Below are 13,984 nucleotides of genomic sequence, written 5' to 3'. Positions count from 1 at the left end.
CAGTTATTTAGCTTCCAATAAATAGATCCCACCGTTGGATACAATGGTTTCTCCTGCTTTTAGCCCTGATTTCACTACGATTTTTCCGTCAGAAGTTCCCTGAGTTATAATCTTTCTCTTTTGATATTTGTTTTTTCCTACTTCCACAAAGACAAACTCATCATCATTTTCCTGAAGCACTGCTTTTGAAGGAAGCAATATAGCAGATGAAGGCGCGTCGGTAAGATGTACGGTAGCATACATCCCCGGTTTTAGATCTCTGTTTTTATTATCACATTCTATTAATACTTCAATGCTTCGGGTTTCTTCGTTAACGATATCATTGATGTGATATACTTTACCGATGATTTTTTTGTCCGGGAAAGCATCTATATTTACCTCAACATGATCCAGTTTGTGGATAAACCGAATATCTTTTTCTTTAACCTGAGCTACCACCCAAACTTTGGAGAGCTCGGCTACGATGGCTACAGGATCCGCATCTTCTTTTGAATAATTACCGATGACCATTTTGTTGATTACAACTTCTCCTGCAATAGGAGAGGTAATGACTAAAGGTTTTCCTAAACTTGCTTTTTCAGGATTTACATTGAAGATCTTTAAAGCGGCGGCAGCATTCAGCATTGCCGATCTTTTGATCTCATATTCGGTATTGGCTTCTTCTAATATACTTTTGACTCCCACGCCATGTTTGAAGAGGTCTTGTTGACGTTTTTTCGTTAATTCTGCTTGTTTTAATTCTTGCTTGCTGTCGAAATATTCTTTTTGCGCAGTGGAATAATCGGGTGAACTGAATTCAAAAAGAGGAGAACCAGGTTGCACGGATTGTCCTAATCGAACAAAAGATTTTAAAATTCGTCCCGTAAAAGGAACTCTTATTTCCGCAAGATTGTTCGGGATAGATTGTACGGTTCCTGCGGTTGTTAATTCTAAATTAAAAGATTGTTCGGATGTTTTTAAAAGGCTCAGACGGCTTTTAATACTTGATTTGTCAACAAGGGTAATAATACTATTACTCACCGTGTAATTTTTAGTGTTCTCCTGATCATCCTTTTCCTTACTTTCATTTTTACAAGAATATAAAGCAAAAGGAATCACTGCCAATACGACAACAGTTTTCATGTTGCTGATGATTTTGACTAATGTATTATTCATCATATTTTTAAATTTTATTGATATAAATTAATTGTCCCATATTGGGAGTTGATTTGCTTTGTGAAATTTAAAAGCTGAAATCAGTTAAATTTTTAATTGATTATTAACCACAAAAGAATAGACGTTTTATGTGAACACTTTAGAACACTTAAGAGTTTAGTAGTGTTGATAATGAGTAAAGCTCACATAAGAATAAAATCATTGATTTTCAAAAACAGATGTTTACTTAATCATAGCATAGATTTTAACTTCAATACGCTTGAGGATTAAAAGCTTTTTTATCTTTTGTGGTTTAATTTTTTTATTGTGATTATTACAACCAAGTCGTAAACCTTTTGATAAACCAGTTTTTTACCAACTGGGTCAATAAACAATAGGATAAAAGAATCCCTACCAACCATGGGAAATAGCTTAAAGGCAGAGGCTGTAATTTTAGTCCGGCAGCAAATGGTGAAAACGGAATAAAAATTCCAATAGCCATAATTAAAGAAGTTAATGCAACGACTGGCGTAGAGGCCCAACTTTGGATAAATGGTATTTTCCGTGTTCTTATCATGTGAATAATCAGGGTCTGAGAAAGCAATCCTTCCACAAACCATCCACTTTGAAATAAAGTCTGATGTTCAGGACTGTTCGCTTTAAAGAAATAATACATCACCGCATACGTGATAAAATCAAATATGGAACTGATCGGACCAATAAAAAGCATAAATCTTCTAACGTCCACTGCATCCCATTTTTTAGGTTCAGTTAAAAATTCTTCATCCATTTTATCCCAGGGAATAGAGATCTGAGAAACATCATACAATAAATTTTGTATCAAAAGATGCACAGGCAACATCGGAAGGAAAGGTAAAAAAGCACTGGCTCCCAACATACTGAACATATTTCCGAAGTTGCTGCTGGCAGTCATTTTGATGTATTTAATAATATTTCCAAAGGTTCTTCTCCCGTAGATAACTCCTTTTCGAAGAACCATTAGATCTTTTTCCAACAGAATAATATCTGCGCTTTCTTTGGCAATATCTACGGCGGTATCTACGCTAATTCCAACATCAGCTTGTTTCAAAGCGGCAGCATCATTAATTCCGTCTCCCATGAAACCTACCGTATGTCCTTTGTCTCGTAAAGCTTGTACCACTCTTACTTTTTGTAGCGGATTCAGTTTTGCAAATACAGAAACTTGATCTATTTGTTCAGTTAATTCTTCTTCTGACATTGCATCAAGCTCATGCCCATTGATGATATGATGAACCGGAATACCTACATCTTTACATATTTTTTGTGTAACGATCTCGTTATCTCCCGTTAGTACTTTCACGGTAACACCCAGTTTGTGTAATGCTTCAATAGAAGGCTGGGCAGAAGGTTTAGCAGGGTCCAGGAAACCAATAAATCCGGTTAAGGTCATATTTTTTTCATCTTCAATGGAGTAGGTTAACGGATGAAAAGGATCAAATTCTCGGATGGCCACCAATAATACACGAAGTCCTTCTTCATTCATTTTTTTTGACGTGTTGAGAACGGTATTGCGCATGGTATCATCCATTTTAACGGCTACATCATTTTCAATATGTACGCTGCGGTCTTCTCCCGGATCAAAGGCATGGCTGCATAATTCTAACATTTCTTCTACGGCACCTTTACAAATCAACAAATGTTTCCCATTGTGCATTTTAAGGATGACAGACATTCTTCTTCGTTGAAAGTCAAAAGGAATTTCATCTGCTTTCATGTATTGTTCATCTGCTTTCAGATAATCATGAAGTTCAATATGCTCCAGAATGGCTTTGTCCATTAAACTTTTTAATCCTGTCTGATGAAAGCTGTTCAGATATGCCCATTTCAATACTTCATCATCTTCAGCGCCTAATACATTCAAATGCTTTTCAAGAACAATTTTGTCAAGGGTTAAGGTTCCTGTTTTATCGGTGCAAAGAATATCCATCGCTCCAATATTTTGGATGGCATCTAATCTTTTTACGATAACTTTATGTTTACTCATATTTACCGCACCTTTAGCAAGATTGGCAGTAACGATCATGGGTAACATTTCAGGGGTTAATCCTATGGCAACGGCAACTGAGAATAATAAAGCTTCTAACCAATCGCCTTTTACAAATCCGTTAATCAGGAAAATAACAGGAACCATGACAAGCATAAAGCGAATCAGAAGAAAGCTCAGTTTATTAATTCCTTTATCAAAAGCTGTTTCCGGTCTTTCAGTGGTAATCGATTTACTGATGCTTCCAAAATAGGTGTATTTTCCTGTAGCAACAATCAAAGCGGTTGCAGAGCCACTTACCACGTTGGTTCCCATAAAGCAAAGATTATTAAGCTCAATGATCTGCTTTTTGTCTGCATCCCGAATCGGCAGGTGATTTTTTTCTACCGGAAGCGCTTCACCCGTCAACATACTTTCGCTAATGAAAAGGTCTTTGCTTTGCATAATGCGGCAGTCGGCAGGAATCATATCTCCGGCAGATAGGTGTATCACATCACCGGGTACCAATTCACTAATCGGGATTTCTTTTTTTTCTAAAAATTTACGTTTTACCGTAGCGGTGGTTTTCACCATGCTTTTTAGTTTATCTGCAGCGCTGTTGCTTCGGAATTCCTGAATGAAACGAAGCAGCGCACTAATAAGAATCATAATAGAAATGACGATCAATGTTTTAAAATCCCGTTCTTCTTTTGCGGGTAGCCAGATATCAATGATAAATGAAACAATGGCGATGATGATTAATATATAGATAAACGGATTTAAAAATGATTTTAATAACTGTCGGTACCATGCAGGTGCTTTTTGATGTTGTATTTCGTTGGTTCCAAAGGTTTGGATACGGTCATAAGCTGTTACCTCACTGATTCCTTCTTCGCTTGTTTCAAGCATAGCATAGATGAAATTCTCATTTTGTTTGGACGCATTTTGAAGCTTAGTGATGGTTCCTATGTTCATTCCGTTGGATGTAATCGCAGAATGAAAAGGATGAGTTGCTTTAAAGTTTAGTTTCATAATAATAGAGTGTATTATTAAGTAAGAATTAGTAAGAATTGTAGAAAATAGAAGAGCTGAATAAAAGGGAAATCAATAGACAATAAGTAAATAGGAGGGTCTACAAATCAGATTGTGTGCCTATGATTTCCCAGCTGACTTTCACTACCTTGTCTTCTATGGTGAGCCTGCTGGCGGCTTTTTCTATTAAACTGTCTTGGGCAGTCAACGTTGTGATAATCGCCGTGATGATAACGCTTGACAAATCATCAGTATCGTCACTGGATAATGATTTCATCAGAAGTTTCTCATCATTTCCCAACATCTGCATAAGCAATATTCGAATATGATTTTCTACTTCAGGTCTGCATTTTATGGTGAATAGATAATCGGTTTGGGCACCGTTTGAAGTATGAAAACTTAATTTATTTAATAGAATACCCAAAGGTCTTAAGATGATATGAGAAAGCATAATAGCGGCCGTAACAATGGCTGCCTGACCATATAATCCCATCCCGCATAATGTTCCTACCGCAGCGGAACACCAGATGGTGGCAGCGGTATTGAGGCCATAAACATTCAGGCCATCTTTCATAATGACTCCGGCACCAAGAAAACCAATGCCACTTACGATGTATGAGGCTATTCTTCCTACAGCATCCCCTCCAATTTCTAAGGAAAGTAAGAGGAAAGCGGTAGAGCCAAGAGATACCAATGTGTTGGTTCTTAGTCCTGCACTTTTTTGTCGCCATTGTCTCTCGATGCCAATAATAGCACCAAGGAGCAGACTGCTAAAAAGTCTTGTAGTGAATTCTAATAGTTCCATTTGCTACCGTTTTTAATGATGGTGCAAAGGTCTGTATCCCTTTCTTGAAAGGCAGTTAGAGAATCTACAGAAAAAAATTAGAATTTTATTAGAGAATTATAGATGCGGTAATTCAATGATAAAAGTAGTACCTTGATTGAGTGAAGATTGTACGCTTATTTTTCCTTCATGAAGGTTGATGATCTTTTGGGTAAGAGATAGGCCAATACCATTTCCGTCTGCAAACGTTTTATTTTCTCCGCGGTAGAAAGGGGTAAATATGTTTTCCAAATCGTTTTCGGCAATACCGATTCCTTTATCAGAAAACTTCAGGATTATTTTTTCAGCATCAAATAAAATAGAAACAATGCTCTGTTTGTCATTGGAAAATTTACAACCGTTTTCGAAAATATTAATAAAAGCTACGTTTAAAAGGTATTCATTTCCGTTCACTGAAATCTGATGATCATCTTCAAAATCATTTTCAAAGTGAATATCAATTTTATAGTCGGAGTTGGCTTGAAGGGTTTGTTTTCGGGCATCCAATAAAACTTCATCAATACGGATGGGTTTAAAACCGATCTCTGAACGGTCATAATTGGCTTTTGCTAAATCTAATAAGCTGTTGGAAAGACGTACCAGTTTTTTAGCATCCGTTAAAACATTATGGATAACTGTTTTATACTCTTGAATATTTCGTTCTTTATTGGTAGAAATTTCAAGCTCTGCAATCATAGCCGAAAGGGGAGTTCTGAGCTCATGAGAAATGTTAGAAACAAAATGTTTTTGAGAATCAAAAGAGTTTTCTAGTCGGTCCAGCATTTCATTGAATGTGTTGGCGAGTTGGGAAAGCTCATCTTTACTATCATAGCTTACCAGACGGAGATCCAAATTGGTGGCAGAAATGGTTGTTACCTTTTCCATCATTTTCTTGATAGGCATTAATATCCTACTTGAAAATAGTGTACCTGCAATATAAATAATGACTAAAGACGTGAAAAATACAATGATGATGGTCTTTAGAAGATCGTTTAGCTTATTATAACCGTAAAGATCATACGCTGCAGAAGTAATTAAATATTCTTTGTTTTTGTATTGGTAAACAATCCCTACGACCTGCCATTCTCCCTGATAAAAGCTGATTTGCTTTTTTAACCGAATATTTTGCAACATTTCAGGAGTCTCTTTTACAATGTCGATATCTACAGCATCGTGATAGATGAGGTTAAAATCGGTATCATAAATGGCGACTTCTACTTCATTTAATATATTTCGATTGTTATGGTAGATTTCCTGGAGTGTCTTTTTATCCACATGAGCATTGAGAAAGATATTGGCTTTGGTATAAGCTTCCTTTTTCAGGAGATTATAGAATTCTTTTTCCCGGCTTTCTTTGGCAGAAGTATACACCACTAAAGCAAACACCAATAGAATAGTGACTGTAATTGCGGTAAACAATAAGGTGATTCTTGTTTTAATCTGCATTATTTATTCTTTAAGATAAATCCCATCCCAGATTTGGTATGGATCAGTTTTTCTTCAAAATCTCTATCGATTTTTTTTCTTAAATAATTGATATAAACATCAATAAAATTGGTGCCTGTGTCAAAATGCGTATCCCAAACTTTTTCTGCAATTTCTACCCGTGATAATACTCTTTCCGGGTTTTGAATCATGTATTCCAACAGCTTAAATTCTTTGGGGGTGAGATTGATTTCCTGAGTTCCTCTTTTTACAATTTTAGTGCTTAAGTTCATCTCAAGATCGGCAAATCGGAGAATAAAACCGGTGTTGTTTACGGTTTTATGATTGCGTTTAAGCAAAGCACGAATACGAACTAGTAATTCCCGCATTTCAAAAGGTTTTACCAGATAATCATCAGCTCCGGCATCGAAACCTTCTACTTTATCATCTGTAGTCCCTAACGCAGTGAGCATAATGATAGGAAGTTCAGGCTTGGTTTGGCGAATCTGTTTGCAAAGATCAAGACCATCCATTTTGGGGAGAATAATATCGGTAATAATGAGATCATAATCGTTTTGAAGCGCCAGTTTTTTTCCTGAAAGCCCGTCATAAGCTAGGGTTGGGGTAAAACCATGCTCCTGCAATCCTCTGTGAATGAGATCTGCAACACGTAGGTCATCTTCTATTACCAGTATATTCATGCAAACAAATTTAAGATTTTATTATATTGTTTTAAGAAAGTAAAGGAAAGTTATCATTATAATGGACTTAATAAGACCGATTTTTAACACTTTTTTATTACCAAACGAGCAGATTTTATATCAGTCAATATCCCTATATTTACGCTTTAAAATTTGTATATGAAAAAGATCATCATCCCGTTTTTCTGTGCTGTACTATTTTCCACGTCAGTAGCTGCGCAAAAAACAACTGCTGCTCCCGCTAAAACGGAAGCTGTAAAATCAAAACTAACATCCAAAGAAGTTATTGATAATTATATCAAAGCTTTGGGTGGAAAAGATAAATTAGAAGCTGTAAAAAGTACCATCACAGATAATACCCTTTCTGTACAAGGAATGGAAATTGCCATGACGACTAAAAAAATGGGAAGTAAATTCAAATCTGTACAAACCGTAATGGGACAAACGATGACTCAGCTTTTTGACGGTGAGAAAGGATATTTTGACCAAATGGGACAAAAAAATGATATTCCTGCAGATAAAATTGCTGAACTTAAAAAGAGCAAGACAATTGATGCATTAGGATATGATCCTGCCAAATTTCCAAACGTTACGGTAGAAAAAATGGATGGAAAAGATTACAATGTTTTAGCTTCAGATAAAGGAAAGTATTATTTTGATGCTTCTACTTCTTTATTGCATAGATCTACTTCTGATGAAGGTTCGGCTACAATTAAGAGATATATGACGGTAGATGGTATCCAATTTCCGTCTGAGATCGAAGCAGAAGGAAAAGGTCAGAAAATCACGATCAAAACAACGAAAATTGTAATCAATTCTGGAGTTACAGATGCAGATTTTAAATAGGAATATTTAATTTTAAACGATAAAAAAACCGCAAATCACTGATTTGCGGTTTTTATTTTTAGTTGCCATATTCTTTCTTCCATTCATCTGCGGCTTCGCTCAGAACATCGTAGAACTCTTCACCATATTTTCTAATTAATGGTGTTTTTAAGAATTTATAGATAGGAACCTGAAGTTCTTTTCCTAGCGTACAGGCATCGCTGCACACATTCCATTCGTGATAATTCAAAGCGGTAAATGCAGAATATTCTGTAATACGGATAGGGTAGAGGTGACAAGAGATTGGTTTTTGCCAATCCACAGCGCCATCTTCATAAGCCTTTTCAATTCCACATTTGGTAATTCCTCTTATATCATACGTTACATATGCACATTCACGATCTTCCACCATTGGTGTTACATACATTCCGTCTGAAGGATCTGTTGTCCACGTTCCTTGCTCTTCAACAGCCTTGATTCCTTCTGGAGTAAGGTAGGGTTTTATTTTATCAAAAATTGAATCTAAAACTTCCAGCTCATCTTTATCTAACGGAGCACCTACATCTCCTTCCACACAACATGCACCCTTGCATTTGCTAAGGTTGCAAACAAATTCTTCGGAAAATATATCCTCGGAAATCAATTTTTCGTCTATCTGAATCATAATTTTTTTAAAATAAATCGAAATAAGTACCTGCTTTAAAGGTAACTAAACTAATAAGGATAAGCCATACGCTTACTTCCTGCATCCAATATTTAGGTAAAAACTTCAGCATCCTGCTCAAAATAATACTTGCAGGAAATGCCAAGAGAAGTAAATATTCATATCTAATATTCATATAAAGAATAATAGTAACCAGCTGAGCCAAAGAAAATACAAGGAGAAAAGTATATTTGTATCTGCTTATCGGGCTTTTCTTATTATAATTTTTAAAATGGTCGTATACCGCATAAATCAGCATTAAAGCAATAGGAATTAAAGGAAACAGTTCTGTATAATCTGTTACCAATTTCATTTTTCCAAACGGGAAATAATCAAGATTCCAGGAAGTAAACCTAAAGAAATACATAATGCAGAAATAACTGAATGCGATTAAGAGAACTCCTAAAATAAATCTGAAGATATTTAATACGATTTTTTGTGAAGTAGCAATCAGGTGAATGATCACAAATACGGCCATCGGCCATGTTGTTGGCAGGAAAATAAAATTTAATGCAATGATGGAGCCCACCAGTACATAAGATTTTTTTCTGAGGTCTTCATCTGTACTTGTCAAAAGCATCAAAAGGAAAGAATTGGTAAGCAGTGCTACGGCAATCCCAATGTCTATATTACCAGGATACAACCCGAAAATAAAAAATGTATAGAGAAATAAAGGCAGATGCGTTTGATAATTAAGAGCAATGCTATGAAAACAGAAATATCCCAAGGCAATTCCCAGAAATGTTATTCCGGCTACAATTGTCTCTTTTGTATTGAAATTCAGTATGTTAAATAATATTACTATTAAAAGAAGAAAACCAATATAAACAGGAATTGAAAAAATATTGCTTTCTTTTGAAAGTAATCTAAACATTTTTTATAAATTTGTACAAAGTTAATTTAAAAAAGGAAAATAATGACGTCTTTCTTTCTATTCTTAAGCAAAGTTTTCAAATGGACTTTTGGTTTTTTTGAAACTTTCGGAAATGTTTTAAACTGGATCTTATTTGCTGTTTGCTGCGTAATGTTCACCTATTGGTGTTATGTTTTAGTGGCGACACTAGGTGGCGACAAAGATAAAGACTACTATTCTCCAACTGAGGGTAAAAACCCTTATTATGATCCTACGATCTACAAAAAAGAAGGTTAATTAATTGGTTATATAGTAAAAAACCGATCAAAACGCATGTTTTTGGTCGGTTTTTTTATGAGTAACGATTAAAATTTAATGGGTATTCTCGTGAATTGGAAGCACCAAAACCGGGATATGAGAATCTTTCGTCAATCCTTTGGTTAAACTTCCTACAAATACATCATAGATTCCACTTCTTCCGTGTGAACCCATTACGATGTAATCGGCGTTTTTTGTTTTACAGTATTCCAGAATAATATCTTTGGCGATACCTTGTTTCAGAAGGTGTTCGCAATCTACATCATGGGCGATAATTCTTTGCTCGATTGTATTCAGCTGAACCAACTCTTCTCTGATTTCATTGGCCTCCACTTCAGGGAAATATTGGAATCCCATATCTCCGATGGCAAAACCAATATCTGAAGGTGCTACATGAATTAGAAAAATTTTACCGTTGATTTCTTTTGCGAATTTTATAGCCCCATCTACAAGCTGTTCTGTTTTATCCCCAAAATCTACGGGTAGTACAATATTTATCATATCCTTTAATTTTGTTATTTAAAGATAATGAAAAATTGTCAAACCCTCATGTTAAATTACTTATAATATTCGGATGTCTATAATTTTTTCATCTTCAAGATACGCTTCCAGAATGTCATTTTCATCTACTTTTCCAACTCCTTTTGGAGTACCGGTAAAAATAAGGTCGCCCACTCTTAACGTGAAATATTGAGAAGCAAATGCAATGATGTCATCAAATGAAAAGATCATATCTTTTGTATTTCCGTCCTGTACTTTTTCTTTGTTTTTTAATAATGAAAATTGTACTCCTTCAAGATTATAATTTTCTTTTTTAAAGAAATTTCCAACCACTGCAGAACCGTCAAAACCTTTGGCAAGCTCCCATGGAAGTCCTTTAGATTTTAATTCACTTTGAAGATCTCTGGCCGTAAAATCTATTCCCAACCCAATTTCTTCATAATGTTTATGAGCTGTTTCTTTCTGAATGTATTTTCCACCTTTTGAAATTTTCAAAACAACTTCCAGTTCATAATGAACGTCATTTGAAAATTCAGGAATATAGAAATCATTTCCTTTCAAAACCGCAGTGTCGGGCTTCATAAAAATAACGGGTTTCTCAGGAATTTCGTTTCCTAATTCTTTTGCGTGTTCACTGTAATTTCTTCCGATGCAGATTATTTTCATAACTTTTTATTTAGGTCATTGCGAGAAGCCAATGCAAGTTTATGCTGAGCTTGTCGAAGTAAAGCAATCTCACAATTATTTTTACTTTATTTTTTTGAGCTATTTAATTACTTTAAATAGCTGTTTTATTTATTTTTGAAGCAATTTCCCGCTTTCTGCTCTATCTTTTATTCCGCTGCGCTACACAAAAGGATGCCGCTGCAATCGGGGCTAGGGTTTTAGTCTTTATTTCAATCTATCACCATCAAATCAGCATTCCGTTTGTCATCTTGAAAAGAGGATCTAAACAAAAGAAGCAGAGAACAGAATATTGCGAAGAGCAAAGCAATCCGGAAAGCTGTCTCAACCTTATTTAATGATAATGATTTTATTCAACAACTGCTTTAAAATAACAGTTACGGTCTTCAATATAGTTTTCAGAAATGCGTATTTTTTGTATCTTAAAATTTACATAACCGTAAATAGTATCACCTTTTTTATAAGTGCTTTTATTCAGCTTTAATTCACTTTTTAAAACATTACTATCATCTTCTGGGACATTTAACTTTATGTCTGAATATGAATAATCGAAAAGTTTATACCAATTTTCAAACATGTATATATTATAGCCTTCGCCACTAAAGCCATCCCCAAACTGAAAATTAATTCTTAAATAATATTTTTCATCATATACATTACAAATATAAGGCTCATTGAAGGGAAATTCAGCATCACTAATTTTTAAATTATTAGTTTTAGGTTCCTCCTCTAATACATAAAAAGTTTTCTGTTTTTTATGATCAAACGTTTTATAAATTGCTTGTTTAGGTAAGTTTTCATCAATGATAATACTTTTCCATGTGATGTAAAAGTAAGCAACAACAAAAATAGGTATTGATAAAATACCTATTAAGATAAACATAAAGATTCGCTTGGTAATCTTCATACTTTTATGTTAGTGCGTAAACTCGTTCTCGCAATAATAGCAAATGAATTTATGACTTGTTAAAATTGAAACTCCAAAAAAGCTGGTGGCACTATCATCTCTGTAAATATGATTAGAACCACATTTTGGGCATACAAAATCAAACTTAGGATCTGGAATCGTATGTTCTACTTCTAATGAAACTTTTTCGTTTTCAGAGTAGTCTTTCAAAATTTCTTTTGCTTTTTCTACGTCTTCTTCAAAAACCTGCAACTGAATTCCGCCTACAGCCTGCGAAAGCAACCAATCTGATTGGATAAGCTGTTCGTTAGCAATGAAACTATTGATTTCATTTTCAGCCAATATTTGTTTATCTCTATTGGCTTCAAGAGCGGTTTCGTAAAATTTAAACTTAACTAATTCTGACATATTATTAGAATTTACCTGATAATTGTATTTTAGTGAAAACCTTCTTGGTATAAAGAGGGAAATCAGCGTTTTGAAGCCATCCGAAATATCCAAGATCTTTTTGGAATACTGCTTTTACCCCTTGACCTTTATATTTTCCAAAGTTAAAAACGGGTTCCATTTTATCATTAAGACCTATAAAACCTGCAAGATCTGCATTCTTATTATGGAAGGTGAATTCACTTAAAGGAGCAATCTCATTCGGAATATCGTCATATTTTCCAATTTGAGCGTCCAAAACTTCAAAAGTTGCCATTACATCAGCTTCAGCCGAATGTGCATTTTCAAGGACTTTGCCACAATAGAATTGGTAAGCAGCGCCTAAATTTCTAGGCTCTTTTTTATGGAAGATGGTTTGAGCATCAACAAGTTTAAATTTACTTAAATCAAAATCAAGTTCAGCTCTTAAAAGTTCTTCTGCCAATAAAGGGACATCGAATCTGTTGGAATTAAAACCACCCAAATCAGCTCCTGAGATCATTTCCATTACTTTTGACGCAATCTCTTTGAAAGTCGGGGCATCCTTTATATCTTCATCATAAATTCCGTGAATTTGGCTTGATTCTAATGGAATCGGCATTTCAGGATTTACTTTCCATGTTTTGCTTTCTCTTGAAGCATCAGGATTTACTTTTAAAATACAGATTTCAACAATTCTGTCTTTAGCGATGTTGGTTCCTGTTGTTTCTAAGTCAAAAATACAAAGAGGTTTATGCAGTTTTAAATTCATTTTTTTTAATTTGAAAATTTGATAATATATTAATTTGAAAGGGGGTGAATGGAAGCTGATTTTCTAGCTCCAACATCTACTTTCTAACTAAGTTGTTTTTGAAATACTAATGATACTAAGATATAATAAATAACAAGCATTGGAATTCCAACAATCTGAAAGATAGCTAAAATAGCAATTCCGCCTACGACTAATATAAGTTTAGCATAATTGTCCTGAATCTTTTTTGATTTGAATTTCATTGCCATCATTTTTATCGGACTGATCAATAACCAAGAAGTAATAATGGTTAAAAGAACCAATAACAATTCATTTTCAAAAAGGAAACTGAAAGAATTGGTTTCTTTGAATGCATAATACAGGCCAAAAAGCAAAACGGTATTGGTGGGTGTATTTAATCCTTTGAAATAATAGCGCTGTTCTTCATCCAGATTGAAAATTGCCAGTCTTAAACAAGAAAAAAGAGTAACAAGCAATCCGAAATATTTAATCTCAAAAGGAAGGTGAATTCCTAATAATTCTGTTCCGAAAGGCTCTAAAGCTTTATACATCGTTAACCCGGGAATCAAACCAAAACTCACCATATCAGCAAGAGAATCCAGCTGAAGTCCCAAATTTGAATTTGATTTTAACGCTCTGGAAACAAATCCATCAAAAAAATCAAATATTGAAGAAAGAATAAGGCAGATCGCAGTCGTCTGATAATCACCTAAAATAAGATGAATGGCACCCACACAACCTGCAAATAGATTTGCCAGCGTTAAGGCATTGGCAAGATTATTTTTAATGAAATTCATAATCGCAAAATTAAAACAATAAATCAGTTTAGCAATGTAACAATTTAACAATGTACCAGTAATTGTTACACTGCTACATTGTTAAATTGTTACATTAAT

Annotated in this window: 15 protein-coding genes; 2 read left to right on the top strand and 13 right to left on the bottom strand. The window is 34.6% G+C overall.

Annotation, left to right across the window (positions count from 1 at the left end; all coding sequences use genetic code 11):
• Window positions 1–3: 3 nt before the first annotated feature.
• From AMQ68_RS09725 to AMQ68_RS09705, 5 genes are all read right to left on the bottom strand, one after another.
• Window positions 4–1,158: an efflux RND transporter periplasmic adaptor subunit gene (locus tag AMQ68_RS09725; RefSeq protein WP_241775093.1), complete on the bottom strand. Its 1,155-nt coding sequence runs from the start codon at window positions 1,156–1,158 to the stop codon at window positions 4–6.
• A 310-nt stretch (window positions 1,159–1,468) separates the two neighbouring features.
• Entirely contained in the window at window positions 1,469–4,171 is a 2,703-nt protein-coding gene (mgtA, locus tag AMQ68_RS09720) for a magnesium-translocating P-type ATPase (RefSeq protein WP_054510435.1), read from the bottom strand.
• 100 nt (window positions 4,172–4,271) lie between these two features.
• Window positions 4,272–4,976, bottom strand: coding sequence for an MgtC/SapB family protein (locus AMQ68_RS09715; RefSeq protein WP_054510434.1), 705 nt, complete (start codon window positions 4,974–4,976; stop codon window positions 4,272–4,274).
• A 96-nt stretch (window positions 4,977–5,072) separates the two neighbouring features.
• The gene (locus tag AMQ68_RS09710) at window positions 5,073–6,440 is read right to left on the bottom strand and encodes a cell wall metabolism sensor histidine kinase WalK (RefSeq protein WP_054510433.1); all 1,368 of its coding nucleotides are present in this window, start codon (window positions 6,438–6,440) and stop codon (window positions 5,073–5,075) included.
• Window positions 6,440–7,120 carry a response regulator transcription factor gene (locus AMQ68_RS09705; protein WP_054510432.1) on the bottom strand — a complete coding sequence of 227 codons (681 nt, stop codon included), beginning with the start codon at window positions 7,118–7,120 and terminating at the stop codon, window positions 6,440–6,442. The genes AMQ68_RS09710 and AMQ68_RS09705 overlap by 1 nt, the downstream gene beginning before the upstream one ends.
• A 159-nt stretch (window positions 7,121–7,279) precedes the next feature.
• On the opposite strand from AMQ68_RS09705, the gene AMQ68_RS09700 reads away from it, so the two are divergent.
• Window positions 7,280–7,966: a hypothetical protein gene (locus tag AMQ68_RS09700; protein WP_054510431.1), complete on the top strand. Its 687-nt coding sequence runs from the start codon at window positions 7,280–7,282 to the stop codon at window positions 7,964–7,966.
• Window positions 7,967–8,024: 58 nt separating this feature from the next.
• Here AMQ68_RS09700 and AMQ68_RS09695 read toward each other — a convergent pair whose 3' ends face one another.
• Window positions 8,025–8,609, bottom strand: coding sequence for a DUF3109 family protein (locus tag AMQ68_RS09695; RefSeq protein ID WP_054510430.1), 585 nt, complete (start codon window positions 8,607–8,609; stop codon window positions 8,025–8,027).
• Between the two features lie 7 nt (window positions 8,610–8,616).
• Window positions 8,617–9,522, bottom strand: coding sequence for a DUF6427 family protein (locus AMQ68_RS09690; RefSeq protein WP_054510429.1), 906 nt, complete (start codon window positions 9,520–9,522; stop codon window positions 8,617–8,619).
• Between the two features lie 42 nt (window positions 9,523–9,564).
• On the opposite strand from AMQ68_RS09690, the gene AMQ68_RS09685 reads away from it, so the two are divergent.
• Complete coding sequence (locus AMQ68_RS09685) at window positions 9,565–9,798, top strand: hypothetical protein (RefSeq protein ID WP_054510428.1); 234 nt, start codon at window positions 9,565–9,567, stop codon at window positions 9,796–9,798.
• Between the two features lie 75 nt (window positions 9,799–9,873).
• Here the strand turns inward: AMQ68_RS09685 and AMQ68_RS09680 are convergent, their stop codons facing one another.
• From AMQ68_RS09680 to AMQ68_RS09655, 6 genes are all read right to left on the bottom strand, one after another.
• Window positions 9,874–10,320 (bottom strand): universal stress protein, encoded by a 447-nt coding sequence (locus tag AMQ68_RS09680; protein ID WP_054510427.1) that lies wholly within the window; start codon window positions 10,318–10,320, stop codon window positions 9,874–9,876.
• A gap of 60 nt (window positions 10,321–10,380) precedes the next feature.
• On the bottom strand, window positions 10,381–10,986 hold the full coding sequence (locus AMQ68_RS09675) for a fumarylacetoacetate hydrolase family protein (protein WP_054510426.1): 606 nt from the start codon (window positions 10,984–10,986) through the stop codon (window positions 10,381–10,383).
• Window positions 10,987–11,353: 367 nt separating this feature from the next.
• A complete protein-coding gene (locus tag AMQ68_RS09670; RefSeq protein WP_054510425.1) occupies window positions 11,354–11,911 on the bottom strand; it encodes a hypothetical protein in 558 nt (185 codons plus the stop codon).
• 9 nt (window positions 11,912–11,920) lie between these two features.
• Complete coding sequence (locus tag AMQ68_RS09665) at window positions 11,921–12,319, bottom strand: DUF2007 domain-containing protein (protein WP_054510424.1); 399 nt, start codon at window positions 12,317–12,319, stop codon at window positions 11,921–11,923.
• A 4-nt stretch (window positions 12,320–12,323) separates the two neighbouring features.
• Window positions 12,324–13,088: a 3'-5' exonuclease gene (locus AMQ68_RS09660; RefSeq protein ID WP_054510423.1), complete on the bottom strand. Its 765-nt coding sequence runs from the start codon at window positions 13,086–13,088 to the stop codon at window positions 12,324–12,326.
• Window positions 13,089–13,171: 83 nt separating this feature from the next.
• Window positions 13,172–13,885, bottom strand: a complete 714-nt coding sequence (locus AMQ68_RS09655) for a phosphatidylcholine/phosphatidylserine synthase (protein WP_054510422.1) — start codon at window positions 13,883–13,885, stop codon at window positions 13,172–13,174.
• Window positions 13,886–13,984 lie beyond the last annotated feature (99 nt).

Origin of the sequence: Chryseobacterium sp. ERMR1:04 (assembly GCF_001297705.1) — a bacterium.
Lineage (GTDB): Bacteria > Bacteroidota > Bacteroidia > Flavobacteriales > Weeksellaceae > Chryseobacterium.
The sequence above is the reverse complement of the archived record's forward strand: the minus strand, read 5'-3'. Positions and strand labels throughout refer to the sequence as shown.